The organism is Winogradskyella ludwigii (assembly GCF_013403985.1).
GTDB lineage: Bacteria > Bacteroidota > Bacteroidia > Flavobacteriales > Flavobacteriaceae > Winogradskyella > Winogradskyella ludwigii.
In genome coordinates, this window is sequence record NZ_JABFDF010000002.1 from 436,583 (window position 1) to 463,226 (window position 26,644).

Sequence of the window (26,644 nt, forward strand, 5' to 3'; positions counted from 1 at the left end):
AAATTAATTGTTTGTTTTTTTGATTGAATCGTTGTATGAATAAATAATACCATGGATAATATCGAAGAAAATCTCACCTGAAAACTCACCTTTCCCTTGTGATTTTCGTTCCATCATATTAAACTTCTCCCCTTTCTTGGTAGGCTGCATTTCTATGGTATACTTGCCAATAAAATTCTTAGTGTTATTGCCTATCACTTTAAAACTGTAATCTAATTTGGGATAAAAGAAATGTATCTTAGAATATTCTGAATACAGATTAAAACGCTTAAAATCTTTAGCCCAATTATAAAAATAATACTCACTATTAAAATCCGTTATGGTTACATTCTTTTGAATTTCTCCTATTTCAAGCTTTGAGAATTCTGATGTAATTTTAGTGTTTTGAATACTTCCTATTTTACTGTTTCTTAAATTAATAAATTCAAAATCACCGCCATCAATCGCTATAGCTTCCAATGTTGCATTCTCAATTTTAATTTTATTATATGGATTTGATATTTCTTTAGTTTTTAAAGCCCCACCAATTAGCGTTCCTGTAAATTCATTTCTTAGATGATGTCTTATGTATAATCCTGATTCTTTCGCATTGACTGTTAATTTTAAATACGGTGGAATTTTAATTGTAAAACGACTTCGCATCATTTTTATACCTCCTTTTTTAAAATTAGTCACCTTACCATTTTTGTCTACTTTTTTAAAACGATCGTTAATATATTTCAAAGAATTACCTTGTATACTGTGATTATTCTGTTCTATTTCTAAACGTAATGTATCTAATGATTTACGACTGACAGAATCCTTTTTAGACTCAAAAAATGATTGGTTTATAGTAATAGCATCTGTTGTTTTAAATTCATAAGTTTCGATTGAAATTTTATTTTCACTACTAGCATTGAGTGTAATATGATTATCAAATTTACCGACCTCTACTTTTATCTCATCCAAAAAGGAATTAATTTCTTTCTTTGAATACCCATCAAATTCCATAATATAATCCACATGAACTTTCCCATCTATGGACTCTTCCAACGCCACTGTAACATTCTCTAAATTGAAGATAGCTGTGGTAGTTTTATTGGTTGTAAAAGACTCGCTATGAATCTTATGTTGTTGCGCATTTAGCATAACTGATGTGATGAGTATCAGTGCTAAAAATCTATATCGTACTTTCATTCTGTTCGTTGTTTTGATTTAATATGTTGATGTGCTTTTGAATATCTTTTAAAATTTGAAGTCGTGTTTGAAGATTTTCAACGAGTGCTTCAATGACTAAAATGTTATTAGCATCGTCTTTAAACTGTAAAGAAATAACTTTGTAATCTGCATCTAATTCCTCTAGTTTTTTTCTGAAACGTTCTACCAAAACGGCATCGTCTGCGATAGCTATAAAACTCTGCCATTCGGTTTCAATATCTTTAAGATACTCTGCCTCTACAGCTTCTACTTGCGCTATAATTGGTGACACTTGATTTAGTTCTGGTTTTGCTTCCTTTTGCATTACATTAAACCCAATAGTTAATGCTATAATTAAAATGGCCGCTGCACTTAACCATGCATAAGGACGTCGTTTTGGTTGGGATTGCTTTTTGAGTCTTTCTCTAAACTCTATTCTATGGTTTTCCGGAAGCGTTTTTAAATTATCTTCCTCATTAAATAGGTTTCTAATATCTTGCTTCATTGTACTTTTGTTTTAATAGGTCTTGTAATTTTAATTTTCCGCGTCTTAAATGTGTACGTGATGTTTTTACGGGAATTTCTAAAATCTCTGAAATCTCTTCGTGATCGTAGCCTTCTAGCAAATAAAGCTTCACTACGATTCTATGTTTTTCGTTTAACTGCTCAATGGCAAATAAAATCTCTTGCTTCGTAATTGTTGTATCAAATTGCCAATCGTCTTCGTTTATAATTTGCAACTCTGATACTTCTACGGCTTCAAACTCTAACTTATTTTTCTTTAAAACATCTAAACATTGGTTGATGATAATTCGTTTTAACCATGCTCCGAAAGTCGCTTCTGGCTTATACGATTCAATATGTCTAAACGCTTTTAAAAAGCCTTCTTGCATCGCATCTTTTGCATCTTCATCATTTAGATAACGACAAGCAATGGTATACATCGCCTGACTGTACTTATCATAAACTTGCATTTGTGCAACTTCATTTCCTTTTTTGCAAAGCTTAATAAGTTTAGTCTCTAATTTATGCATTGGGTTGGTTAGCGGTTTCTATTATAAAAACGACAAAATAATATTGGGGTTTCAAATTATTACAAAAAACATCGAATTACTTAAACTTTTCAGAATTTAATAGTCTTTTATTGTAATGCTAAATTTATTTCAGCATCTTTAATCCTTTGCTACACGTTATCTATAACTTAAAAACAGATTCGTGTAATTAAAATTAAATAACATAAAAATGTATAAAACATTAGCCTTATTTCTTTTCATTAGCCAAATTACATTTTCTCAAATAACAATTAAAGACAGTATAACATCATATCCTGTAAGTTACGCAACCATCTCTTTTGGAAATGGTAACGGTCTTTTTGCCGATGACGAAGGTCAATTTATTTTCACAAAGAAATTATATCTAGATATTGATTCGCTTTATATTTCTGCTTTAGGTTTTAAAGACCTTAATGTTGCTACACATAATTTACCTACAGAATTGTTAATGCAACCTGAAGCACATCAATTAGATGCTGTTATAATTGGTAATAAAGTGGATAGAAAGTTTAAAGTAGAAAAACTAAAACCGTATTTAGACGACGACTATTACAAATGCTGGCTACCCACAATAGAATCTGAAATTGCCGTATATTTTCCTAAAACAACTTCTAAAGATCAGAAACTGTCTGAGATATTATTCCCTATTGCATTAGAATCAAAAGATTGGAGTAAGCGAAATAAATCTAATAGTGAGAAAAAACGCTTCTCAACGTTATTTAAAGTAAAATTCTATGCAAACAATAACGGCGTTCCTGGTAAGGTTTTAACTTACGAAACGACTGTTTTTAGAGCAACTGAAAAGGATGGAGATTTTCATATGTTGAATGTCGATAACTATGATATTTATATTCCTGAGAATGGTTTTTTTGTGTCGCTGCAAGTTTTAGGTTATACCAACAAAGACGGAAAATTATTACCAAACAAAAAGTATAAAGAGATAAAATCTAAACATGGTGATATTGTTAAAATACCAACCAATTTTAGACCATTATTACCTTTTACAGATGAAATTGAAAGTAAAAACACCTTTATAAAACGGGTTTTTATTAATGGAAATAATTGGGTGAAATTTGATAACGGCAATCAATTTAAATCTAGTTTATTAGACAAGAATCTATTTAATTACGGAATCGGTCTAACGTATAAAACTTATAAAGATGAATGACCTCATTGGTCTATACCTCTTCAATTCTAATTAACATATTAGGCTTGGATATATTTAAACTAATTACCTTTTGAAAACTAAAACAGGTACAAATAAATGGGTTTTGCCCATAATTATATTTTCGCAATTTTGTTGTACTTCGTTATGGTTTGCAGGAAATTCTATTATTGATGATTTAATATCATTCTTTAACCTGAATTCAGAGTCTCTTGGCTATATCAGTTCTTCCGTACAATTTGGATTTATAATTGGCACTTTTATTTTTGCTATTCTTACTTTAAGTGATCGGTTTTCTCCATCTCGTGTGTTTTTTATTTGTGCCATTTTTGGCGCTAGTTTTAATCTCGGCATGCTTTATTCTAACAATACGCTTTTTACCATACTTGGATTTAGATTTTTAACAGGATTTAGTTTAGCTGGTATTTATCCTGTTGGGATGAAAATTGCTGCAGATCATTTTGAAAAAGGTTTAGGTAAATCTCTTAGTTTCTTAATTGCCGCCTTAGTCTTAGGTACTGCATTTCCGTATCTTATTCAGTCTTTTGATTTCAATATTAAATGGGAAATGGTTATTTGGACAACGTCCATTCTAGCTTTAATTGGAGGTGTTCTTATTTTTCTATTGGTTCCAAATGGACCTTACCAAAAACTAGCTGATAAATTTGACATTTCAAAAATTCTAAATGTTTTTAAAAAGTCTAGTTTCCGATCTGCAGCTTTTGGATATTTTGGACATATGTGGGAACTCTATGCCTTTTGGACTTTTGTGCCAATATTACTTATAATGCATTCTAATCTTCATAATGTATCACTGAATATTCCTTTATTTTCGTTTATCATTATAGCTTCAGGAACAGTATCTTGTATTTTAGGTGGTTTCATTTCTAAAAGATTAGGTATTAAAAAAACAGCTATTTTAACCTTAACTATTTCAGGGATCTGTTGCTTGCTATCACCTGTCTTTTTTATGATAAACTCTACTCCTCTATTTATAATTTTCTTAATTATTTGGGGAATGGCAGTGATTGCAGATTCACCATTATTTTCTACAATGGTTGCTCAGAATTGCGAAGCACAGTCTATTGGTACAGCTTTAACAATTGTAAATTGTCTTGGCTTTTCACTTACAATTGTAAGTATTCAATTATTAAACGCTATTATAAATAATAATTTCTATCCTGAGTACGCTTTTATGATTCTGGCTTTAGGACCAATTATTGGACTCATTTACCTGAAGAAAACATAGGTTATTCTATCTCAAAATCGAAATACGTTTTAGGAAAAGGCTCCCAACGTAACGTAAAATGCCACCATTCTTTTGGATAATTTCTAAAATTATGCTTTAACATTACGGTTTGTAGTAATTGCCTATTTTTCTTTTGTATTTCTGTAAGATCGTTGTGTTCTACCCAAGATTCCTCTCCAAAGAAATCAAAAGGACTCCCCATGTCTAAAGGTTCGCTGGTCTCTCCATCAATAATAGTTAAGTCTAAAGTGCTTCCTCTACTATGTCCTGAACGCGAAGCAATATAACCTGCATTAAACAAGTTTCGTTTATTAACTTCTGGGTAAAATTCTGATTTACTAATAGTATCATTTAATTGTCGTGCCCAACGAATAAAATGATTCACAGCACGTTGTGGTCTATAGCCATCATACACTTTTAAACATAAGTTTTGTTGTTGTAATTCGTCTTGAACCAATTTAAGTTTTTCCGCTGTACCTTTTGTAATAATTAATCGATTAGCCTTATAACCATCTATAGTATCTCCAACAAAGTTATGATCAGAAAAATAGCGTAATTCAACATCTAAATCTGGAATAATAGATTTTGCGTAAACAAAACCCTCAGGTAAACTCTGCTCTTGCTGAAAGCTAAAAGTTATTAGCAACAGACTTGCGATATAAAAAAGCGTTTTATAATTCATATTATGCACTAATTTAGTAACAAAAATAAACTATGAACCTGTTTTCTCAAGAGAAAAACCATTTTAAACTTCCTAATGCAGAATTAATTTACGTTCCTAATTGTTTCTCTAAGGATGACTCTGATACTTATTTTAAAAATTTAAAACTGACAACCGATTGGCAACATGATGATATCACTATATTTGGAAAAACATATAAGCAACCCAGATTAACAGCGCTTTTTGGTGATTCTGACAAACCATATAGCTATTCTAATATTGAAATGCTTCCTAAGCCATTGACGTCAATATTAAAAACAATAAAACAACAAACAGAAAATATAACGAACCACAATTTCAATACCGTTTTGGCCAATTATTACAGAAATGGTAACGATAGTAATGGTTGGCATGCAGATAACGAAAAAGAACTAGGAATAAACCCTATAATTGCCTCTGTAAGTTTTGGAGAAACGCGCCCATTTCATTTTAAACACAGACACATCAAAGAACAGCGCTATAAACTGAATTTAGAACACGGCAGTTTATTAATTATGAAAGGGGAAATGCAGCACTATTGGTTACACCAAATAGCAAAAACAAAAAAAAGTATTGGTGAACGTATCAATCTTACTTTTAGAACTATTGTAAGTGATTAAATCAGTTATAAATAAAGTAAAACCGAAACTATAAAACACAAAAAACCGAGATCCCTCAATCTCGGTTTTCGTTATTTGCTTTTTTCTTTGCTGGTAGATTCAGGGTCTCTAATTCAACACAACACAAGGCAAATATTAATTAATTAATCCATTGAACTAAAACCTAAATTTCAGTACACTTCAAATATATAATTCATTTTTAAATACAACGCTTAAAAACATATTTAATCGATGAAATACATATATTTTTAACATATGTCGTCAAAAGAATGTATTTCATCGATTAAATACACTACATACCGTTACTTTATTTTTAATACTAGTATTACAAATAAGTTTAAAATTATACTATTATGTAAAACTTAAACCAATATGAAGTAACTTTAAACATCTATATCTAAATAAAATGAAACACTATTTAATTATTGCCCTATGTTTGGTTAATGCTATTGGTTTTAGTCAGGTAAAAACCTACTCTGAAGAAGAGTTGTCTATTACAAAATGGATTGATGGAACACTACTTACACCAATTGAGAATGATAAACCTGATTTAGCCATAATAATTGCAGGCTCTGGTCCTACTAACAGAAATGGAAATCAAAATTTTTTAAAAAATAATTCTCTTAAAAAATTAGCGTTAGGACTTACAGAAAATGGCATTGCTACATTTAGATATGATAAACGTATTGTAAAACAAATTCTAAAAAATAATGTAGATAAAAACATGATGTTTGATGATTTTGTAACAGATGCCTCAGCTGTTTTAGATTATTTTATTGAAAAAAACAATTATAGCAACATCTATATTATTGGTCATAGTCAAGGTAGCTTAGTAGGTATGCTTTCTGCTCTTGATAAAGCTGATGGTTTTATTTCATTAGCAGGAGCTGGTAATAATATTGGAGATGTTTTAATAGAACAAATTACCAACACAGCTCCAATCTTTGCGGAAGACACAAAACGAGTTGTAAACAGTTTGAAAGAAGGAAAAACGACTACTGATTTTCCTGTAGCATTAAGCTCTGTATTTAATGCAGATCTTCAACCTTTTATGATGAATTGGATGTCATACAATCCTACTGACATTTTAAAAAACCTGGAGATGCCTATACTTATTATTAATGGCACAAAAGATCTTCAAGTTTCTGTCAAGGAAGCCGAATTATTAAAAGCGGCTAATGAAGAAGCTAAACTCGTAATTATAGAAAACATGAATCACGTACTTTTTGAAATAGAAGGAGGTGATTTAGAGAATTCAAAATCTTATAACGAATCATTTAGAGAAATTTCTCCAGTACTCATTAAAAGCATAACGGACTTTATAAAACTCTAATCACGCACTCTAATTTCTTTTTAAGCATAAAAAAGCATCTCTTCTAATAACTATTAGTAGGAGATGCTTTTTTTTAAACTAACTAAATAAAATGAAAAGCATCCCAACCACGAGATGCTTTTTCTAACTAACCAACCAACGTAATGTTACGATTTTGTAGTGTGTTACGCTTTGGTAACTATCGTATTAATCATTACGTTTAGTATATTACAAATGGCGTGCCAAACTTCATTTTTTAATTTATTTCATTAAACTGTAACAAAACAATTTTTTTGCATACTAATAAAATATAGTATATCTTTATGATATCATTTTAATATCATATTGATTTTAATGATTGTTAACCAACTAAATTTTAAATTATGAAAGAAGAAAAAATCATCGTTCCAGCAAATGGCTACTTAATGCTATTTTTATTTATAATACTCTTCTTTGGAAGCATAGCCCTTATTCCTATAACAAAAACTGGTTGGTCTGTATTTGGTATTGTTGCAGCTATAGTCTTAGCCTGCGGATTCTTAATGGTACAACCAAATGGATCTAGAGTTTTATTGTTATTTGGAAAATATGTTGGTACTATAAAGCAAAATGGTTTTTATTGGGTGAATCCTTTTTACACTAAAAAGAAGATTTCATTAAGAGCGAGTAACTTTGATAGTGAACGTCTAAAAGTGAATGATAAATTAGGAAACCCAATTATGATAAGTACTATATTAGTTTGGCGTGTTCATAATACCTATAAAGCAGCTTTTGATGTCGATAATTACGAAAATTTTGTACGTGTACAAACTGATGCTGCAGTTAGAAAACTAGCAAGTATGTATCCTTATGACAATTTTGCAGACGAAGGTGTTGACGAAGATATTACATTACGTTCTAGTGTTAATGAAGTTAGCAATGCTTTGGAAAAAGAAATAGACGAGCGTTTATCCATTGCTGGTATCGAAGTCCTAGAAGCACGTATTGGTTATTTAGCTTATGCGCAAGAAATTGCAAATGCGATGTTAAAACGCCAACAAGCTACAGCAATTGTTGCTGCTAGACATAAAATTGTAGAAGGTGCTGTAAGCATGGTAGAAATGGCCATAGAGCAACTTAGCAAAAAAAATGTTATAGATCTAGATGAAGAACGAAAAGCAGCTATGGTAAGTAACCTTATGGTTGTGCTTTGTGGTGATAAAGATGCTTCACCTGTTTTAAATACAGGAACTTTAAACCATTAAAATGAATCAAAAACAGATTTACAGTATAGCGATAGGAGCATCTATTGGAAGTAGTATAGGCACCACAATTGGTGCCATAACAGATACCATTGCAACGAGTTTAATATTTGGTTCAATTATCGGAACAATATTAGGTCTTATATTTGCCTTCGTGATTTATAAGACAGACCGTAAAAATGATACATTATGAAAGAATATAAAGTGGTGACACCTAAATTAGGCTTCAGAAATCGTATTCAAAATTTTGAAGATCTTCTCAATCAATATGCTCGTGAAGGTTGGGTTGTTAAGGATATTGCTGTGAATTGGTCTTCGGTAGTTTTTGAACGTGACAAAAATAGATAATGAAAATCTTTAAAGAAGAACAACGTTTCAATCAATTATGGCTAATTGTGCTAATGTCAATCAGCATTTTAGTGCCTATTGGTATTATATTAAAAACGTACCTTGAAGACCCTAAAAATTTTTCGTTAGATAAATTATTTTCAATCCTAGGAATTTTGATCTTTGCTTTTGGAGTACTATTTGTATTTAAACTAACCACTAGAATAGACGGAGAAGGAATTCATTATCAATTCTTCCCTTTTCATTGGAAGCTTAAAGCTATTAAATGGAATGAAATTAATATAGTCTATGTTAGAACCTATAGTCCTATTAGCGAATATGGTGGTTGGGGATTAAAAGGTGGAGCAATGTGGAATGGAGCTAAAGGAAAAGCTATAAACGTTTCTGGCAATGTTGGAATTCAATTAGAACTAAAAAATGGCAAAAAACTTTTAATTGGTACACAAAAACAAAACGATGCTAAAGCCGTATTAGCGACCTATAAAACAAAATTAATTAAGAAAACAATAAATGTCTAAAAAGAAAGCCTTTGCACTACGAATGAATGAAGATATGCTGAAAGCCGTTGAAAAATGGGCTTCAGATGAATTTCGTAGTACTAACGGCCAGATAGAATGGATGCTAATGCAGTATCTAAAAGAACATAACCGGCAACCCAAGCCAAAAGATAATTCAACAGAAAAAAAGTGATCGGAAACGGTCACTTTTTTAGGTTTAAATTTTTGTATTTTGCAGACACAAAAATAAAACCATCTATGGATACCACTCCAATTTTTACTGACGATACTATTGTATTTGGACTCTTAATGTTAGCCTTAGGCTTTGTATTTGTTACAGAATCTATTAAAACAGGTTTTTGGTCCAAATTCTATAAGATAGTTCCTGGTTTATTTATGGCTTACATGGTTCCTGCTGTTTTAACCACTACAGGTTTAATTTCTCCAGAATGGACAACCATATCAGAAGATGGTGTACTCACAGAACACAGTTCTAGTTTATATTATGTGGCAAGTCGGTATTTACTGCCTGCTGCTTTAGTTCTCATGACGTTAAGTATAGATTTAAAAGCTGTTTTTAATTTAGGTTGGAAAGCGCTAGTGATGTTCTTCACAGGAACTATAGGAATTGTAATTGGAGGACCAATTGCTATTTTATTAATTTCAACAGTTTCACCAGACACCGTTGGAGGCATTGGACCAGATGCCGTTTGGAGAGGACTTTCAACTCTTGCCGGAAGTTGGATTGGTGGTGGCGCCAACCAAACTGCCATGTTAGAAATTTATGGTTATAACCAAGCAAAATACGGAGGAATGGTATTTGTTGATATTGTCGTAGCTAATATTTGGATGGCAATAATACTCATTGGTATCGGAAAAAGAAACCGAATTAATAAATGGTTAAAAGCAGATACATCTTCTATTGAAGAATTAAAGGAAAAAATGTCTACGTTTTCTGAAAAAGTAAAACGAAACCCATCACTTACAGATATTATGGTTATTTGTGCTATTGCATTTGGCACAGTAAGTATCGCGCATTTAAGCGCTAATTATTTAGCTCCACTATTTGAAGGCATAGTAACAGATATTAAATCACCAACCACTAGGAATATATTTACTTTTTTAGGATCTAAATTCTTTTGGATGATAAGCGTTGCCACTATTATCGCTATTGTGTTATCTAATACAAAAGCCAAAAATTATGAAGGAGCCGGAGCAAGTAAATTTGGAAGTGTTTTTATCTACATACTTGTTGCTAGCATAGGAATGAAAATGGATTTAATGATGATTTTTGACAACCTTGGACTTATTGCCATTGGTGTAGTTTGGATGACAATTCATGCATTCCTGCTGATCTTTGTTGCTAAAATAATTAAAGCACCTTATTTCTTTTTAGCTGTTGGGAGTCAGGCTAATGTTGGTGGTGCAGCCTCTGCTCCTATTGTAGCATCTGCTTTTCATCCATCGTTAGCAACTGTTGGAGTCTTATTGGCTGTTTTTGGTTATGCTGTTGGAACAATTGCTGCAATTGGATGTACAATTTTAATGGAATTAGCAGCGGTTAGTTAGCAAGATTAAAACAATTATAAGATATTTGCGCACCTAATAATTAAGCCAAACATGACAAAATTAAACAAAGCTTTAAGTCTCATTATTTTAATAGTACTTGCCGTTTCTTGTGGTAAGAAAAACGATGCTAATTTCACCTTAAAAGGAAAAGTTAAAGGCTTGAAAAAAGGAATTGTATATCTACAGAAAGATGGAGATTCTAGTATTGTAGATTTAGATTCTATAGTAATTGCTGGTCAAACTGAATTTGAATTACATACAGACCTCGAAGAACCAATGTTACTTTATTTAAAACTCTTTAAAAATGATGGAAAAGAACATTATATTCCTTTTTTCGCAGATAAAGGAGTGACTGAAATTAGCACTACTTTAAAAAGCTTTAATTATGAATCAGAAATAAAAGGCTCTAAACAACAAGAGCTTATTGAAGAGTATTTAAGCTTTATAACTAAATTTAAAGACAAAAATCTAGATATCATCGAAGCGAGTTATATGGCTCAAAAGCGCAATGATAGTATAGCATTAGATTCATTAAATAACTTAGCAGATTTACTTATAAAACGTAAATATGCTTATACTATTCAATTTGCAATGAATAATAAGGATAGTGAAGTTGCACCTTACTTAGCCTTAACGCAATCTAATAATATAAATCCAGTCTATATAGATTCAATTTACAACAGCTTAGGTACCGAAATTAAAAACTCGTTATATGGTAAAAAGTTGAACGATGCTATTACGGCTAGAAAATCTGCAGAATAGCAATCCTGTAAAATCTTTTATAAGACTATTTGAAGTGCATTAAACATTACTACAACATAAAGTAACAAAAAATCCAATCAGTATATGATTGGATTTTTTGTTAGATAAATATAGAATTTAGGTTAACCACATTCATTAATAATTAGTCATACCCACTAAATAAAAAAGCTCTAACTATTTAAAATAGTTAGAGCTTTAAAGAAGAGCCGATGGAGGGACTCGAACCCACGACCTGCTGATTACAAATCAGCTGCTCTAGCCAGCTGAGCTACATCGGCAAAAAAAGCTTACCACTAATTTTGGTAAGCAGGCGCAAATTTAAAATAGATTTTTAAATCTGCAAATCTATTTACTTTAAATTATTGATTTTTTCAATAAGATCTCTTCCTTTTGATTCAAGGTCAGCATTAATTGCTTTAAAGTGTGCTTTTTTATTTTCTGCACCTCTATCATTTACACGAGCAATTAACTCATCAAATGTAACAATAGCTTCATCTATAACAGCTTCACTTTCTTTTGTTGGTTTTTCAGCATGAGCTAATTCCCAAACGTAAACTGCTTCAATAATATCTCCTAATACGTAGTTGATATCTTTTTTTAAATCTCTTTTATTTGACATGATAATTATTTTTTATAATAACCGCAAAAGTACTAAATCCTTTTAGTTATTTGATTCTCATTATTAATTTTTATCTGAAGTTTTAAACGTACACTTCTAGAAGTTTTCCGTAATCTGATTTTAACGTAAAGTTTTTAATTTCAGCAGGAATCAATATCGTTTCTCCTTTCGAAATATATTCGCTTGAAACACCTGTAGAAACTTCAACCTCACCATCTACACACATATAGATTAAAAAAGAATCGTGTGTGTTTTTAACGTCTAGTTCTGAATCTATCTCTACAAAATTTGTTGTAAAGAACGGACAGCTTACCATTTTGTTAGACGTATTCTTTTCTTTTTGATAATCGATTCTAAAATCATTTTCCATTTCAAAATCAAAAGCATCAATAGCAATGTCATTGTGTAATTCGCGTGCGTTACCATTATCATCTACACGATCCCAATCGTAAACACGATATGTAACATCACTTGTTTGTTGTATTTCTGCCAATAGAACTCCCGCTCCAATGGCATGAACTCTTCCTGCTTCAATAAAATAAGTATCACCTTCTTTTACTGTATCAAAATTTAAAATTTTAGTTAGTGTATTATCTTCAAGGTGCTTTAGATAGGTTTCTTTATCAACGTCTCCATTAAATCCAACAATTAAATTGGCGTCTTTATCTGCTTGCATTACGTACCACATTTCTGTTTTACCAAATGAATTGTGTCGTTTTTTTGCCAATTCATCATTGGGATGCAACTGAATACTTAAATCTTGTTTTGCATCTATAAATTTAATAAGTAAAGGAAATTCGTTCCCAAAACGTTCCCAGTTTTTATCACCTAAAAGATCCGATTTATAATCATTTACTAAATCTTGAAGTGATTGTCCTTTTAATTCCCCATTAGAAATTACAGAAACATCATTTGGCACTGTACTGATCTCCCAACTCTCACCTAAATCTTTAGAATCCGAAGCTTTATTAAAATGTTGATTTAATTTTTCTCCACCCCAAATTTTATCTTTCAAAATGGGTTCAAATTTTAATGGATATAACATGTTTGATTTTTGTATTAATTTCCCGAATACGTAACAAAATTACGAGGTGTTTCATAAAGTGTGATTTCTAAATGAAACTTTGAATCGAGTTTAGGTTTAATTTTATTATATATAACAACAGCAATATTTTCTGCTGTAGGATTTAAATCTTGAAATTCAGGAACTTCTACATTGAGATTCTTATGATCAAAGGCATCTTCAATTTCTGTTTTAATAATATCTTTCAGTATTTTAACGTCGATTACAAAACCTGTTTCAGGATCTATGTCTCCAGTAACACTTGCTATTAATTCATAATTATGTCCATGAAAATTTGGATTATTACACAACCCGAAAACAGATTCGTTTTTCTCAAAACTCCAATCTTTTCTATACAGTCTATGTGCTGCATTAAAATGTGCTTTTCTATGAACCGTAACTTTCATTATTTATTAATATTTATAAATTCATAAAATTTATCGAAAATAATTATAAACCAAGCGGTGTAAAATTGTGGATTTTCAGCGATATCTGTTTTTACAGCATCTAGAGACATCCATTTCCATAATGCCACTTCATCTTTATTGATATGAGGTGTATCATTGTAATACCCAACCATAACATGATCAAATTCATGTTCTGTCAATCCATTATCAAACGGAGCTTTATAGATAAACGAAGTCTTTTCTTCTAAATCAGTTACAAAACCCATTTCTTCTTGCAATCGTCGCTTACCTGCCTGGATATTGGTTTCTCCATCGCGTTGATGACTGCAACACGTGTTAGTCCATAATTCTGGCGAATGATATTTATGCGAAGCACGTTGCTGAAGCATCAATTCGTTATTATCATTGAATATAAATACGGAGAATGCACGATGTAAAAGTGCTTTCTCATGCGCTTCCATTTTGGGCATTAAACCAATCTGATTATCATTTTCATCTACTAAGATGACTTGTTCTTCTGTCATAATACAAAATTAACATCTTAAACCTTAATAATAGTGAAGGAATTCATAAAAATTAACCACTTAAAATATTGAATGAGGATTTAATCATTTGCAATAGCAATTTATAATCGTAAGTAATCTAAACTTTATTTCAACTAAAAACATACATCAGCCAATATTATTCTTGTTTAACGAAAAATTAATAAACACTTTGATTTTCTAAGTGTTTAAAATCTTTTTATAACCACTATATTTGCAATCCGTTTTTAATACTACCTATGAGCTTTTTAGAAGAAATAAACAGACGAAGAACCTTTGGAATTATCTCGCATCCAGATGCCGGAAAAACAACACTTACAGAAAAACTACTTTTATTTGGTGGTGCCATTCAAGAAGCTGGAGCTGTAAAAAGTAATAAAATAAAGAAAGGAGCGACAAGTGACTTTATGGAGATTGAACGCCAACGTGGTATCTCTGTAGCGACTTCTGTATTAGCCTTTGAATACAATGGTATTAAAATAAATATCTTAGATACACCTGGACATAAGGATTTTGCTGAAGATACGTTTAGAACTTTAACAGCTGTTGATAGTGTAATTGTAGTTATTGACGTTGCAAAAGGTGTTGAAGAGCAAACTGAAAAACTGGTTGAAGTTTGTAGAATGCGAAATATACCAATGATTGTTTTTATCAATAAAATGGATCGCGAGGGTAAAGATGCATTTGATTTATTAGATGAAATTGAACAAAAATTAGGATTAAAAGTGGTGCCTTTAAGTTTCCCTATTGGAATGGGTTACGATTTTAAAGGAATCTACAATATCTGGGAAAAAAACATTAATTTATTTTCTGGTGATAGTAGAAAAGACATTGAAGAAACTATTCAGATCTCAGACTTGTCGTCACAAGAGTTAGATAAACTTGTAGGCGAAAAAGCAGCAAACACACTAAGAGAAGAAATTGAATTAGTAGAAGGTATCTATCCTCAATTTAATAAAGAAGATTATTTAAACGGTGAGCAACAACCTGTGTTTTTTGGGTCTGCGTTAAATAATTTTGGAGTGCGAGAATTATTAGACTGTTTCGTCGATATAGCACCAAAGCCAAGAGCAAAGAATAGCGAAGAGCGTTTAGTAAAACCAGACGAGAAACAATTTAGTGGGTTTGTTTTTAAAATTCACGCTAACATGGATCCTAATCACAGAAATAGATTAGCATTTGTAAAAATTGTTTCAGGAGAATTTAGACGTAACACACCATATCTTCACGTAAGGAATAATAAAAAGTTAAAATTTTCTAGCCCAAATGCCTTTTTTGCTGAAAAGAAAGAGATTGTAGATATTTCATATCCAGGTGATATTGTTGGATTACAAGACACCGGAAGTTTTAAAATTGGAGATACTTTAACTGAAGGTGAAATATTAAACTATAAAGGAGTCCCTAGCTTTTCACCAGAGCACTTCAGATATATTAATAATGCAGATCCAATGAAAGCTAAACAGCTTTATAAGGGTATTGACCAATTAATGGATGAAGGAGTTGCACAGTTATTTACATTAGATTTAAATGGTAGGAAAGTAATTGGTACTGTTGGTGCTTTACAATATGAAGTTATTCAGTATCGTTTAGAACATGAATATGGAGCAAAATGTACATACGAAAACTTGAACGTACATAAAGCTTGTTGGGTTGAAACAAAGAATCAAAAGAGTGACGAGTTTAAAGAATTTATTCGAGTAAAACAGCGTTTCTTAGCTAGAGATAAGCAAAACCAATTGGTGTTTTTAGCTGACTCTATGTTTTCTTTACAAATGACACAGCAAAAGTATCCTAATATTGTTTTTCATATGACTTCAGAATTTGAGTAAACCAAAGTTATAATAGCAATAAATGTTAAAAAATAACGCTTTTTATCGGTGAATTTTGTTTTTGAACGATATTTTTATTAGATTTACTCAATTGCTTATATAATAAATTAAGATTAACCCCAAACTAATCTACTTAATATGGATACTAACGAAAACGTTTTCAGTAATCAAGACATTACTGTAACCTATAAACCGCGCAGTTGTGTAAATGCAGGTATTTGTGCTAAACAACTCTCAAATGTATTTAGAAGTTCAGTCATTCCCTGGATTAACTTAGAAGGTGCACAAACTAATACCATTATAGACCAGATAAAAAAATGTCCATCCGGAGCCTTACAATATCATATGAATAAAAAAGAAGTTGCTTAAAAAGAAGCTTCATTAAAAAAATAAAAAAGCCTTTGAATTGATAATTCAAAGGCTATTGCATATCATAGATATTACTATCTGGTATACTTTTAAAAATACTGCAACACACTTAACTCTACAATAGTATTAATACTTTCGTTATACTATAAGTTTCCATATTTCGACTAAGCTAGACCTGTTGATCTGAACTTTACAGGAATAGGTTAATACGTAACGTTTAGCACACCACATTATAAGCTATAGTAAAACATTTATTTTAACTTGCTTTTTTAAGCTTGACCTGTTGGACCAAAATTAAGTGGAATTGGTGGTTGTTCGAATAAACGTTTAGAACACCACATTATAAGCTATAGTAAAACACTTATTTTAACTTGCTTTTTTAAGCTTGACCAGTTGGACCAAAATTAAGTGGAATTGGTGGTTGTTCGTAATCTTTAATTTCACCATGTGCAGCTTCAAACCGTGTTACATTGTCCCCTAACGCTTTTAATAAACGTTTTGCATGCTGAGGTGTTAAAATAATTCTAGACTTTACTTTACTTTTTGGAGTTCCTGGCATTATACTCACAAAATCTACTACAAATTCTGATACAGAGTGATTAATAATTGCTAAGTTAGAATAAATACCTTCCGCAATTTTCTCGTCTAATTCTATATTGATTTGTCCTTTTTTAGGATTATTCTTCTCGTCTGCCATGTTATATTTATTTATGCTTCATCATTACAAGGAAGTCTAATTAATACTAGTTGTAAACCTGTAAAATAAACGATTTACAGGAAATTTAAAAATATAAAAGCCTTCAAGTTTAATAACAAGAAGGCTTTTATTTCTATTGTATATACTTAAGAAAAATTGAATTAGTTAAAATTCATTTCTTCTTTAGCTTTCATCATTTCGTTAAACTCTTCTCTAGAACCTACAATGATGTTTTCGTATTCTCTAACACCTGTACCTGCTGGAATTCTATGTCCAACAATTACATTTTCTTTAAGTCCTTCTAGTGAATCTACTTTACCATTTACAGCTGCTTCGTTAAGAACCTTAGTAGTTTCTTGGAACGATGCCGCAGATATAAACGACTTAGTTTGTAATGAAGCTCTAGTAATACCTTGTAAAATTGGAGTTGCAGTCGCTGGACTAGCATCTCTTCCTGTTACAAGATTCTTATCTTCTCTTCTTAAGCTAGAATTTTCATCTCTTAAATCTCTTACAGAAACGATCTGACCTGATTTCATGTTCTGAGAATCACCAGCATCTTCCACAACTTTCATTCCGAAAATTTTATCATTTTCTTCAATGAAATCTGATTTATGAACCAATTGGTTTTCTAAGAAAATAGTATCACCAGAATCAATGATTCTAACTTTACGCATCATTTGTCTAACAACAACTTCGAAGTGCTTATCATTAATCTTCACACCTTGTAAACGATATACTTCTTGTACTTCATTTACTAAGTATTGCTGAACAGCTGAAGGGCCTTTAATATTAAGAATATCATTTGGTGTAATAGAACCATCTGATAAAGGCATACCTGCTTTTACATAATCATTTTCTTGAACAAGAATCTGATTAGACAATTTCACTAAGTATTTCCTTACATCTCCTAATTTAGATTCGATAATAATTTCACGGTTACCACGTTTAATTTTACCAAATGAAACAACACCATCAATCGCACTTACAACAGCAGGATTAGAAGGGTTACGTGCTTCAAATAATTCTGTTACACGAGGAAGACCACCAGTAATATCACCAGCTTTAGATGATTTACGAGGTATCTTAACTAAAATCTTACCAATATCAATCTTATCTCCATCATCAATCATAATGTGAGCTCCAACTGGTAAATTATAAGAACGGATAGTTTCACCTTTAGAATCTTCAATCAATAATGTTGGAATCAACTTCTTGTTTCTAGATTCTGAAATTACTTTCTCTTGGAAACCTGTTTGTTCATCAATTTCAACTTGGTATGTAACCCCTTGTTCGATGTTTTCATACTTCACTTTACCAGCAAATTCTGAAATAATTACACCGTTATATGGATCCCATTCACAAATTACAGCACCTTTCTTAAGTTTACTTCCACTCTTAACGTAGATGAAAGAACCATAAGGAATGTTGTTTGTACTTAGAACAATACCTGTTTTAGAATCAATTAATTTCAATTCAGAAGTTCTAGAGATCACAACATCTACCTCATTACCTTCTTTATCTTTAGATTTAACTGTTTTTAAATCTTCAATCTCAGCAACACCATCAAACTTTACAGTTAATTTATTCTCTTCAGAAATGTTACCTGCAATACCACCTACGTGGAATGTACGTAATGTTAACTGTGTTCCTGGTTCTCCAATAGATTGAGCCGCTACAACACCAACAGCTTCACCTCTTTGTACCATTTTACCAGTAGCAAGGTTACGACCATAACATTTAACACAGATACCTTTCTTGGCTTCACATGATAATGGTGAACGTACTTCTATTGAATCGATAGGAGAATCTCCAATCTTCTTAGCTATAATATCATTAATATGACCTCCAGCTTCGACTAATAACTCTTCAGTTAATGGGTTATAAACATCATTAAGTGATGTTCTACCAACGATTCTTGCTTCTAAGTTCTCAACAATTTCTTCGTTTTTCTTAAGGGCTGAAACTTCGATTCCTCTAAGTGTACCACAATCCTCTTCATAAACAATTACATCTTGAGAAACATCTACTAAACGACGTGTTAAGTAACCTGCATCGGCAGTTTTAAGAGCCGTATCCGCAAGACCTTTACGTGCACCGTGAGTAGAAATAAAGTATTCTAAAATTGAAAGTCCTTCCTTAAAGTTAGAAAGAATTGGATTTTCAATAATTTCACCACCTGCTGCTGTAGATTTTTTAGGCTTAGCCATTAATCCACGCATACCTGTTAACTGACGAATTTGTTCTTTAGAACCCCTTGCACCAGAATCAAGCATCATAAACACCGAGTTAAATCCTTGCTGATCTTCACGAATACGCTTCATTGACAATTCAGTCAATTCTGCATTCGTTGATGTCCAGATATCAATAACTTGGTTATAACGTTCGTTGTTAGTAATAAGTCCCATATTATAGTTACCCATAATACCATCAACTTGTTTATTAGCAGCATCAATCATTCCTTGCTTCTCTGCTGGAATAATAATATCACCTAAACTAAATGATAGTCCACCTTGGAATGCAAATTTATATCCTTGAGTTTTAATCTCATCAAGGAAATCTGCCGTTTCAGGTACACTTGTCTTTTTAAGAATACCATGAATGATTTCTCTTAAAGACTTTTTAGTTAATACTTCATTTATATAACCTGCTGCTGCTGGAACTTTTTCGTTGAAAAGTACACGACCAACAGTAGTTTCAATAATTTGTTTTGTTAACTCACCTTCTTCATTAAAGTCAAAAGTTCTAACTTTAATTCCTGCATTTAAGTCAACTCTCTTTTCGTTATAAGCAATATTTACTTCTTCTGGAGAATAGAATGTTAAACCTTCACCTTTAACAGTATAAGTTTCATCTGTTTTACGCAACTTAGTCATATAATATAAACCAAGTACCATATCCTGAGAAGGTACAGTAACAGGAGAACCATTTGCTGGGTTCAGAATGTTATGTGAAGCCAACAATAAAAGTTGACATTCCAAAATTGCTTCAGGACCTAATGGTAAATGCACAGCCATTTGATCTCCATCAAAATCGGCATTAAATGCAGTACACACTAATGGGTGTAACTGAATTGCTTTACCTTCAATAAGTTTAGGTTGGAAAGCCTGAATACCAAGTCTGTGTAACGTAGGAGCACGGTTTAAAAGTACTGGGTGTCCTTTTAAAACATTCTCTAAGATATCCCAAACTACAGGTTCTTTTCTATCTATAATTTTCTTTGCAGATTTTACAGTTTTTACAATTCCTCTTTCAATTAGTTTTCTAATTACAAAAGGTTTGTAAAGCTCTGCAGCCATATCTTTTGGTAAACCACATTCGAATAATCTCAATTCTGGTCCAACAACAATTACAGAACGTGCTGAGTAATCTACACGCTTACCAAGTAAGTTTTGACGGAAACGTCCTTGCTTACCCTTAAGTGAATCTGATAACGATTTTAATGGTCTGTTAGAGTCTGTTTTAACTGCAGATGATTTACGTGTGTTATCAAACAATGAATCTACTGATTCTTGTAACATACGTTTTTCGTTACGTAAAATAACTTCTGGTGCTTTTATCTCAACTAATCTTTTAAGACGGTTGTTACGGATAATTACACGACGGTATAAATCATTTAAATCTGACGTTGCAAAACGACCACCATCTAAAGGCACTAAAGGTCTTAATTCTGGCGGAATTACAGGAACAGCCTTCATGATCATCCATTCTGGTCTGTTTTCTCTAACTAAGTTTGAATCTCTAAACGCTTCAACAACTTGTAAACGTTTTAATGCTTCAGTTTTACGTTGTTTAGATGTTTCGTTATTAGCTTTATGTCTTAAATCATAAGATAATTGATCTAAATCTATACGCGCTAATAAATCGATAAGACACTCAGCACCCATCTTAGCGATGAATTTGTTAGGATCTGTATCATCTAAATACTGGTTTTCTTGAGGAATAGAATCTAATATTGTTAAATACTCTTCTTCAGTTAAGAAATCCATTTTTTGAATTGGTTCTCCTTCAGCATTCATAGCTATACCTGGTTGTATAACAACGTAACGCTCGTAATAGATTATCATATCTAATTTCTTAGATGGTAATCCAAGAAGGTAACCTATTTTATTTGGTAACGAACGGAAATACCAGATATGAGCAACAGGAACAACAAGATTAATGTGTCCTACTCTATCTCTACGTACTTTCTTTTCAGTTACTTCTACACCACAACGGTCACATACAATACCTTTGTAACGAATTCTTTTATATTTACCACAAGCACATTCAAAATCCTTTACAGGACCAAAAATACGCTCACAGAACAAACCATCTCTTTCTGGTTTATGTGTTCGATAATTAATAGTTTCTGGCTTTAATACCTCACCACGAGACGCTGCTAAAACAGACTCAGGAGATGCTAAACCAATAGAAATTTTATTAAATTTCTGTACTGTATTCTTATCTTGTTTTCTTGCCATGTTCTTTATAGTATTCAGTCTTCAGTCTTCAGTACATAGTGATTACTATGTACTGACGACTGCCTACTATTTTTATTCCTCTAATCTAATATCTAAACCTAAACCTTTCAATTCGTGCATAAGTACGTTGAACGATTCTGGAAGTCCCGGTTCTGGCATTGGCTCACCCTTCACGATAGCTTCGTAAGTTTTAGCTCTACCAATAACATCATCTGATTTCACAGTTAAGATCTCACGTAAAGTACTTGATGCTCCATAAGCCTCAAGTGCCCATACTTCCATCTCACCAAAACGTTGTCCACCAAATTGTGCTTTACCACCTAATGGTTGTTGTGTAATTAACGAGTATGGTCCGATAGAACGTGCGTGCATCTTATCATCAATCATGTGACCAAGTTTAATCATATAAATCACACCAACTGTTGCTGGTTGATCAAAACGATCACCTGTTCCACCATCATAAAGGTAAGTATGTCCAAATCTTGGAATACCAGCTTCATCAGTGTATGCATTAATTTGATCTAAAGTAGCACCATCGAAAATTGGAGTAGCGTATTTCTTACCTAAATCTTGACCAGCCCAACCTAAAACGGTTTCATAGATCTGACCAATATTCATACGAGAAGGTACACCAAGTGGATTTAATACAATATCAACTGGAGTTCCATCTTCTAAGAAAGGCATATCTTCTTGACGAACGATACGTGCAACAATACCTTTGTTACCGTGACGACCTGCCATTTTATCACCTACTTTAAGCTTACGCTTTTTAGCAATATAAACTTTAGCCAATTTAATGATACCAGCTGGTAATTCATCTCCAACAGAAACCGTAAATTTCTCACGTCTTAATGAACCTTGAAGATCATTCTCCTTAATTTTATAATTATGGATTAAATCTGCAACAAGTTCATTGGTATGGTCATCAGTTGTCCACTTCCCTGAAGTTAAATGTGTATAATCATCTACAGCATTTAACATCTTTAAAGTATATTTTTTACCCTTAGGAATAATTTCTTCTCCTAAATCGTTATATATACCTTGAGCTGTTTTACCGTTAACGATAGTAAATAATTTTTCAACAAGAACATTTTTAAGATCATCAAATCTGTTATCGTAAACATCTTCAAGCTTTTCGATATCTTCTTTATCCTGAGCTCTCTTTCTCTTATCTTTTACGGCTCTTGCAAATAATTTCTTATTAATAACAACACCATGAAGAGACGGAGATGCTTTTAAAGAGGCATCTTTTACATCACCTGCTTTATCACCAAAGATCGCTCTAAGAAGTTTTTCTTCTGGAGTTGGATCAGATTCACCTTTAGGTGTAATCTTACCAATTAAGATATCACCTGGTTTGATTTCAGCACCAACGCGAATCATCCCATTTTCATCTAAATCTTTAGTTGCTTCTTCAGAAACATTAGGGATATCATTAGTTAACTCTTCGTTTCCTAATTTTGTATCTCTTACTTCTAATGAATATTCATCAATATGAATAGATGTAAATACATCTTCTCTAACCACTTTTTCAGAAATTACAATCGCATCCTCAAAGTTATACCCTTTCCAAGGCATAAAGGCTACTTTCATATTTCTACCAAGTGCTAGTTCACCATTTTCAGTAGCATAACCTTCACAAAGTACTTGTCCTTTTGCAACTTTATCACCTTTCTCAACGATAGGCTTTAAATTAATAGACGTTCCTTGATTTGTTTTTCTAAACTTTACTAATGGATAAGTTTTAGTATCACTTTCAAAACTAACAATAGCTTCGTCTTCAGTACGTTCGTATCTTATAGTAACTTTTTCTGCATCAACATATTCTACAGTTCCATCTCCTTCGGCATTAATTAATACTCTAGAATCTGAAGCTACTTGACGCTCTAAACCAGTTCCTACAATTGGTGCTTCAGGACGTAATAATGGTACTGCCTGACGCATCATGTTAGATCCCATTAATGCACGGTTGGCATCATCATGTTCCAAGAATGGAATTAACGACGCAGAAATTGATGCAATTTGGTTTGGTGCAACATCTGTATAATTTACACTTGTTGGTTCAATAACTGGGAAATCACCTTCTTGACGAGAAATAATCTTGTCTTCTAATATTTTTCCGTTATCGTCAACTTTGATAGTTGCTTGCGCAATTAACATATCTTCTTCCTCTTCAGCACTAAGATATATTGGTGTATTTTTAATATCTACAACACCATTTTCAACTTTACGGTAAGGCGTTTCAATGAATCCCATTGGGTTCACTTTCGCGAAACAAGATAAAGAAGAAATTAAACCAATATTTGGTCCCTCTGGTGTTTCAATAGGACATAGACGTCCGTAGTGTGTATAGTGAACATCACGTACCTCAAAACCTGCTCGCTCTCTTGATAAACCACCTGGTCCTAATGCTGAAAGACGACGCTTATGCGTAATCTCTGCAAGAGGATTCGTTTGATCCATAAATTGAGATAACTGATTTGTACCAAAGAAAGAATTAATTACAGACGATAACGTCTTAGCATTAATTAAATCAATAGGAGTAAACACTTCATTATCACGAACGTTCATACGTTCACGAATAGTACGTGCCATACGTGCTAAACCAACACCAAACTGAGAAGATAATTGTTCACCTACTGTACGTACACGACGGTTAGATAAGTGGTCAATATCATCAATTTCAGCTTTAGAATTGATAAGCTCAATTAAATATTTTATAATAGTTATGATATCTAATTTGGTCAAAACTTGTTTGTCCATTCCAATATCTAACTGTAATTTCTTGTTCATTCTATAACGACCTACCTCTCCAAGAGAATAACGTTGGTCAGAAAAGAATAATTTGTCAATAATACCACGTGCTGTCTCCTCATCTGGCGGCTCAGCATTACGTAATTGACGGTAGATGTGCTCAACAGCTTCTTTTTCAGAGTTTGTTGGATCTTTCTGTAATGTGTTATGAATAATAGCATAATCCCCTTGCTGAGCACTTTCTTTATGTAAAAGAATAGTTTTTACTTCAGCATCAAGAATTTCTTCTATATTGTCTTTATCTATAACAGTGTCACGGTCAAGTACAATTTCGTTACGTTCGATAGATACAACTTCACCAGTATCTTCATCAACGAAATCCTCATGCCATGTGTTAAGAACACGAGCAGCAAGTTTACGACCAATAACTTTTTTTAATCCAGATTTTGAAACCTTTACTTCTTCTGCAAGATCAAAAATCTCTAAAATGTCTTTATCACGCTCAAATCCGATAGCACGGAAAAGCGTTGTAACAGGTAACTTTTTCTTTCTGTCAATGTAAGCATACATTACCTGATTAATATCCGTTGCGAATTCTATCCAAGATCCTTTAAAAGGAATTACTCTTGCTGAATACAACTTTGTTCCGTTAGCATGAAAAGATTGGCTAAAGAAAACACCTGGTGATCTGTGTAACTGAGACACAACTACACGTTCTGCTCCATTGATACAAAATGTACCTGAAGGTGTCATATAAGGAATAGTACCTAAATACACATCTTGAACGATTGTTTCGAAATCCTCATGTTCAGGATCCGTACAATACAATTTCAATCTGGCTTTCAAAGGTACACTGTATGTTAACCCCCTTTCGATACATTCTTCTATAGAATATCTAGGTGGATCAATAAAGTAATCTAAAAATTCTAATACGAATTGATTACGCGTGTCTGTTATCGGGAAGTTCTCCATGAAGGTGTTGTACAAACCTTCAGTGCCTCTTTCTTCTGACTTTGTTTCTAATTGGAAAAAATCCTGAAAGGATTTAATTTGGATATCCAAAAAGTCTGGGTAATCTGTCCTATTTACAATAGAAGAGAAATTAATTCTTTCAGCCTTTTTTGCTAACATTGATGAACGAGATTTTATTAAATAAAAACTAAAAAATGTATATAACGTTTATATACACAAAAGGGTTTAGGTCTTAGAGTATTACTCTAGACCTAAACCATGTATTGTAGATAAGGTAAGCTTACTTAAGCTCAACTTCAGCTCCAGCCTCTTCTAATTGAGCTTTTAAAGCTTCAGCTTCATCTTTAGAAACAGCTTCTTTGATTGCACTTGGTGCATCATCAACTAATCCTTTTGCTTCTTTTAAACCTAAACCAGTTAATTCTTTAACTAATTTTACTACAGCTAGTTTAGAACTACCTGCCGCTTTTAAAATAACATCAAATTCTGTTTGCTCTTCAGCAGCTTCGCCACCTGCAGGTCCAGCTTGCATTACTGCAGCAGCAGCAGCAGGCTCAATACCGTACTCATCTTTTAATATAGTTGCTAGTTCACTAACTTCTTTTACTGTTAAGTTAACTAATTGTTCTGCGAAATCTTTTAAATCTGCCATTTTTCTATTGTTTTAATGTGTGTGTGTGTTATAATATAATTTTCTAGTGTGTGCGCTGTTATTAACCTTCTCTTTCAGATAAGGTCTTAACGATACCTGCGATAGTTCCACCACTTGATTTAAGTGCAGAAATAACGTTCTTAGCAGGTGATTGTAATAATCCGATAATATCACCAAGAAGTTCTTCTCTTGACTTAATACTAACTAAAGTATCTAATAAATCATCGCCAATGTAAACAGTTTCCTCAATAAATGCTCCTTTTAATAAAGGCTTTTCAGATTTTTTACGAAATTCTTTTATTACTTTAGCAGGACCGTTACCAGTTTCAGAATACATTACTGATGTATTTCCTTTTAAAGTTGTAGGTAAATCACCGAATTCTCTATCCGATGCTTCCATTGCTTTCTCTAAAAGTGAATTCTTTACAACAGCTAATTTAATGTTAGCTTTGAAACACGCTCTTCTTAAGTTTGAAGTTGCTACTGCATTTAATCCAGAAATATCAGTTAAATAGATATTTGAATTATCTGCTAATTGACTAGTCAACTCTTCAATTACTTGGGATTTTTCTTCTCTTGTCATAAT

General features: G+C 32.3%; 26 protein-coding genes and 1 tRNA gene. 13 read left to right on the forward strand and 14 right to left on the reverse strand.

Annotated elements, in window-relative coordinates:
• Positions 1–3 precede the first annotated feature (3 nt).
• From HM981_RS07955 to HM981_RS07965, 3 genes are read right to left on the reverse strand one after another with little or no spacing between them, the layout of a single operon-like run.
• Positions 4–1,176 (reverse strand): hypothetical protein, encoded by a 1,173-nt coding sequence (locus tag HM981_RS07955; RefSeq protein ID WP_179338245.1) that lies wholly within the window; start codon positions 1,174–1,176, stop codon positions 4–6.
• Complete coding sequence (locus tag HM981_RS07960; RefSeq protein ID WP_179338246.1) at positions 1,160–1,681, reverse strand: hypothetical protein; 522 nt, start codon at positions 1,679–1,681, stop codon at positions 1,160–1,162. The genes HM981_RS07955 and HM981_RS07960 overlap by 17 nt, the downstream gene beginning before the upstream one ends.
• Entirely contained in the window at positions 1,665–2,210 is a 546-nt protein-coding gene (locus HM981_RS07965; RefSeq protein ID WP_179338247.1) for an RNA polymerase sigma factor, read from the reverse strand. The genes HM981_RS07960 and HM981_RS07965 overlap by 17 nt, the downstream gene beginning before the upstream one ends.
• Positions 2,211–2,418: 208 nt before the next feature.
• Between HM981_RS07965 and HM981_RS07970 the strand changes: the two genes are divergently transcribed.
• Positions 2,419–3,396, forward strand: a complete 978-nt coding sequence (locus tag HM981_RS07970) for a hypothetical protein (protein ID WP_179338248.1) — start codon at positions 2,419–2,421, stop codon at positions 3,394–3,396.
• A gap of 70 nt (positions 3,397–3,466) precedes the next feature.
• Positions 3,467–4,642, forward strand: coding sequence for an MFS transporter (locus HM981_RS07975; protein ID WP_179338249.1), 1,176 nt, complete (start codon positions 3,467–3,469; stop codon positions 4,640–4,642).
• Position 4,643: 1 nt separating this feature from the next.
• Here the strand turns inward: HM981_RS07975 and HM981_RS07980 are convergent, their stop codons facing one another.
• Positions 4,644–5,324 (reverse strand): M15 family metallopeptidase, encoded by a 681-nt coding sequence (locus tag HM981_RS07980; protein WP_179338250.1) that lies wholly within the window; start codon positions 5,322–5,324, stop codon positions 4,644–4,646.
• Between the two features lie 32 nt (positions 5,325–5,356).
• Here HM981_RS07980 and HM981_RS07985 point away from each other — a divergent pair, with 32 nt between their 5' ends.
• The 9 genes from HM981_RS07985 to HM981_RS08025 all read left to right on the forward strand — a co-directional run bounded on the left by HM981_RS07985 (position 5,357) and on the right by HM981_RS08025 (position 11,691).
• Positions 5,357–5,962, forward strand: a complete 606-nt coding sequence (locus HM981_RS07985; protein ID WP_179338251.1) for an alpha-ketoglutarate-dependent dioxygenase AlkB family protein — start codon at positions 5,357–5,359, stop codon at positions 5,960–5,962.
• Between the two features lie 406 nt (positions 5,963–6,368).
• The gene (locus HM981_RS07990; protein ID WP_179338252.1) at positions 6,369–7,295 is read left to right on the forward strand and encodes an alpha/beta hydrolase; all 927 of its coding nucleotides are present in this window, start codon (positions 6,369–6,371) and stop codon (positions 7,293–7,295) included.
• A gap of 362 nt (positions 7,296–7,657) precedes the next feature.
• Positions 7,658–8,518: an SPFH domain-containing protein gene (locus tag HM981_RS07995; RefSeq protein ID WP_179338253.1), complete on the forward strand. Its 861-nt coding sequence runs from the start codon at positions 7,658–7,660 to the stop codon at positions 8,516–8,518.
• 1 nt (position 8,519) lies between these two features.
• Positions 8,520–8,708 carry a hypothetical protein gene (locus HM981_RS08000; protein ID WP_179338254.1) on the forward strand — a complete coding sequence of 63 codons (189 nt, stop codon included), beginning with the start codon at positions 8,520–8,522 and terminating at the stop codon, positions 8,706–8,708.
• Complete coding sequence (locus HM981_RS08005) at positions 8,705–8,863, forward strand: DUF4177 domain-containing protein (protein WP_179338255.1); 159 nt, start codon at positions 8,705–8,707, stop codon at positions 8,861–8,863. The genes HM981_RS08000 and HM981_RS08005 overlap by 4 nt, the downstream gene beginning before the upstream one ends.
• On the forward strand, positions 8,863–9,381 hold the full coding sequence (locus HM981_RS08010; RefSeq protein ID WP_179338256.1) for a hypothetical protein: 519 nt from the start codon (positions 8,863–8,865) through the stop codon (positions 9,379–9,381). Before HM981_RS08005 ends, HM981_RS08010 begins: the two co-directional genes overlap by 1 nt.
• Positions 9,374–9,553 carry an Arc family DNA-binding protein gene (locus tag HM981_RS08015; protein ID WP_020896684.1) on the forward strand — a complete coding sequence of 60 codons (180 nt, stop codon included), beginning with the start codon at positions 9,374–9,376 and terminating at the stop codon, positions 9,551–9,553. Before HM981_RS08010 ends, HM981_RS08015 begins: the two co-directional genes overlap by 8 nt.
• A gap of 65 nt (positions 9,554–9,618) precedes the next feature.
• Positions 9,619–10,929 carry a DUF819 family protein gene (locus HM981_RS08020; protein WP_179338257.1) on the forward strand — a complete coding sequence of 437 codons (1,311 nt, stop codon included), beginning with the start codon at positions 9,619–9,621 and terminating at the stop codon, positions 10,927–10,929.
• A 51-nt stretch (positions 10,930–10,980) separates the two neighbouring features.
• Positions 10,981–11,691, forward strand: a complete 711-nt coding sequence (locus HM981_RS08025; RefSeq protein ID WP_179338258.1) for a DUF4369 domain-containing protein — start codon at positions 10,981–10,983, stop codon at positions 11,689–11,691.
• Between the two features lie 204 nt (positions 11,692–11,895).
• Here the strand turns inward: HM981_RS08025 and HM981_RS08030 are convergent.
• From HM981_RS08030 to idi, 5 genes are all read right to left on the reverse strand, one after another.
• A tRNA-Thr gene (locus HM981_RS08030) sits at positions 11,896–11,969 on the reverse strand.
• A gap of 71 nt (positions 11,970–12,040) precedes the next feature.
• Positions 12,041–12,310 carry a hypothetical protein gene (locus tag HM981_RS08035; protein ID WP_179338259.1) on the reverse strand — a complete coding sequence of 90 codons (270 nt, stop codon included), beginning with the start codon at positions 12,308–12,310 and terminating at the stop codon, positions 12,041–12,043.
• 82 nt (positions 12,311–12,392) lie between these two features.
• Positions 12,393–13,355 (reverse strand): type I phosphomannose isomerase catalytic subunit, encoded by a 963-nt coding sequence (locus HM981_RS08040; protein ID WP_179338260.1) that lies wholly within the window; start codon positions 13,353–13,355, stop codon positions 12,393–12,395.
• Between the two features lie 14 nt (positions 13,356–13,369).
• Positions 13,370–13,780 (reverse strand): 6-pyruvoyl trahydropterin synthase family protein, encoded by a 411-nt coding sequence (locus HM981_RS08045; RefSeq protein ID WP_179338261.1) that lies wholly within the window; start codon positions 13,778–13,780, stop codon positions 13,370–13,372.
• On the reverse strand, positions 13,780–14,304 hold the full coding sequence (gene idi, locus HM981_RS08050; protein WP_179338262.1) for an isopentenyl-diphosphate Delta-isomerase: 525 nt from the start codon (positions 14,302–14,304) through the stop codon (positions 13,780–13,782). Before idi ends, HM981_RS08045 begins: the two co-directional genes overlap by 1 nt.
• 257 nt (positions 14,305–14,561) lie before the next feature.
• Here idi and HM981_RS08055 point away from each other — a divergent pair, with 257 nt between their 5' ends.
• The gene (locus HM981_RS08055; RefSeq protein ID WP_179338263.1) at positions 14,562–16,151 is read left to right on the forward strand and encodes a peptide chain release factor 3; all 1,590 of its coding nucleotides are present in this window, start codon (positions 14,562–14,564) and stop codon (positions 16,149–16,151) included.
• Positions 16,152–16,289: 138 nt separating this feature from the next.
• Positions 16,290–16,520 carry a (4Fe-4S)-binding protein gene (locus HM981_RS08060; RefSeq protein WP_179338264.1) on the forward strand — a complete coding sequence of 77 codons (231 nt, stop codon included), beginning with the start codon at positions 16,290–16,292 and terminating at the stop codon, positions 16,518–16,520.
• 379 nt (positions 16,521–16,899) lie between these two features.
• Here HM981_RS08060 and HM981_RS08065 read toward each other — a convergent pair whose 3' ends face one another.
• From HM981_RS08065 to rplJ, 5 genes are all read right to left on the reverse strand, one after another.
• Positions 16,900–17,217 carry a DUF3467 domain-containing protein gene (locus HM981_RS08065; RefSeq protein WP_179338265.1) on the reverse strand — a complete coding sequence of 106 codons (318 nt, stop codon included), beginning with the start codon at positions 17,215–17,217 and terminating at the stop codon, positions 16,900–16,902.
• Positions 17,218–17,378: 161 nt separating this feature from the next.
• Positions 17,379–21,680 (reverse strand): DNA-directed RNA polymerase subunit beta', encoded by a 4,302-nt coding sequence (rpoC, locus tag HM981_RS08070; RefSeq protein WP_179338266.1) that lies wholly within the window; start codon positions 21,678–21,680, stop codon positions 17,379–17,381.
• Between the two features lie 72 nt (positions 21,681–21,752).
• On the reverse strand, positions 21,753–25,565 hold the full coding sequence (gene rpoB, locus HM981_RS08075; RefSeq protein ID WP_179338267.1) for a DNA-directed RNA polymerase subunit beta: 3,813 nt from the start codon (positions 25,563–25,565) through the stop codon (positions 21,753–21,755).
• A 121-nt stretch (positions 25,566–25,686) separates the two neighbouring features.
• Entirely contained in the window at positions 25,687–26,058 is a 372-nt protein-coding gene (gene rplL, locus HM981_RS08080; RefSeq protein ID WP_179338268.1) for a 50S ribosomal protein L7/L12, read from the reverse strand.
• A 61-nt stretch (positions 26,059–26,119) separates the two neighbouring features.
• Positions 26,120–26,641 (reverse strand): 50S ribosomal protein L10, encoded by a 522-nt coding sequence (rplJ, locus tag HM981_RS08085; protein ID WP_179338269.1) that lies wholly within the window; start codon positions 26,639–26,641, stop codon positions 26,120–26,122.
• Positions 26,642–26,644: the final 3 nt, after the last annotated feature.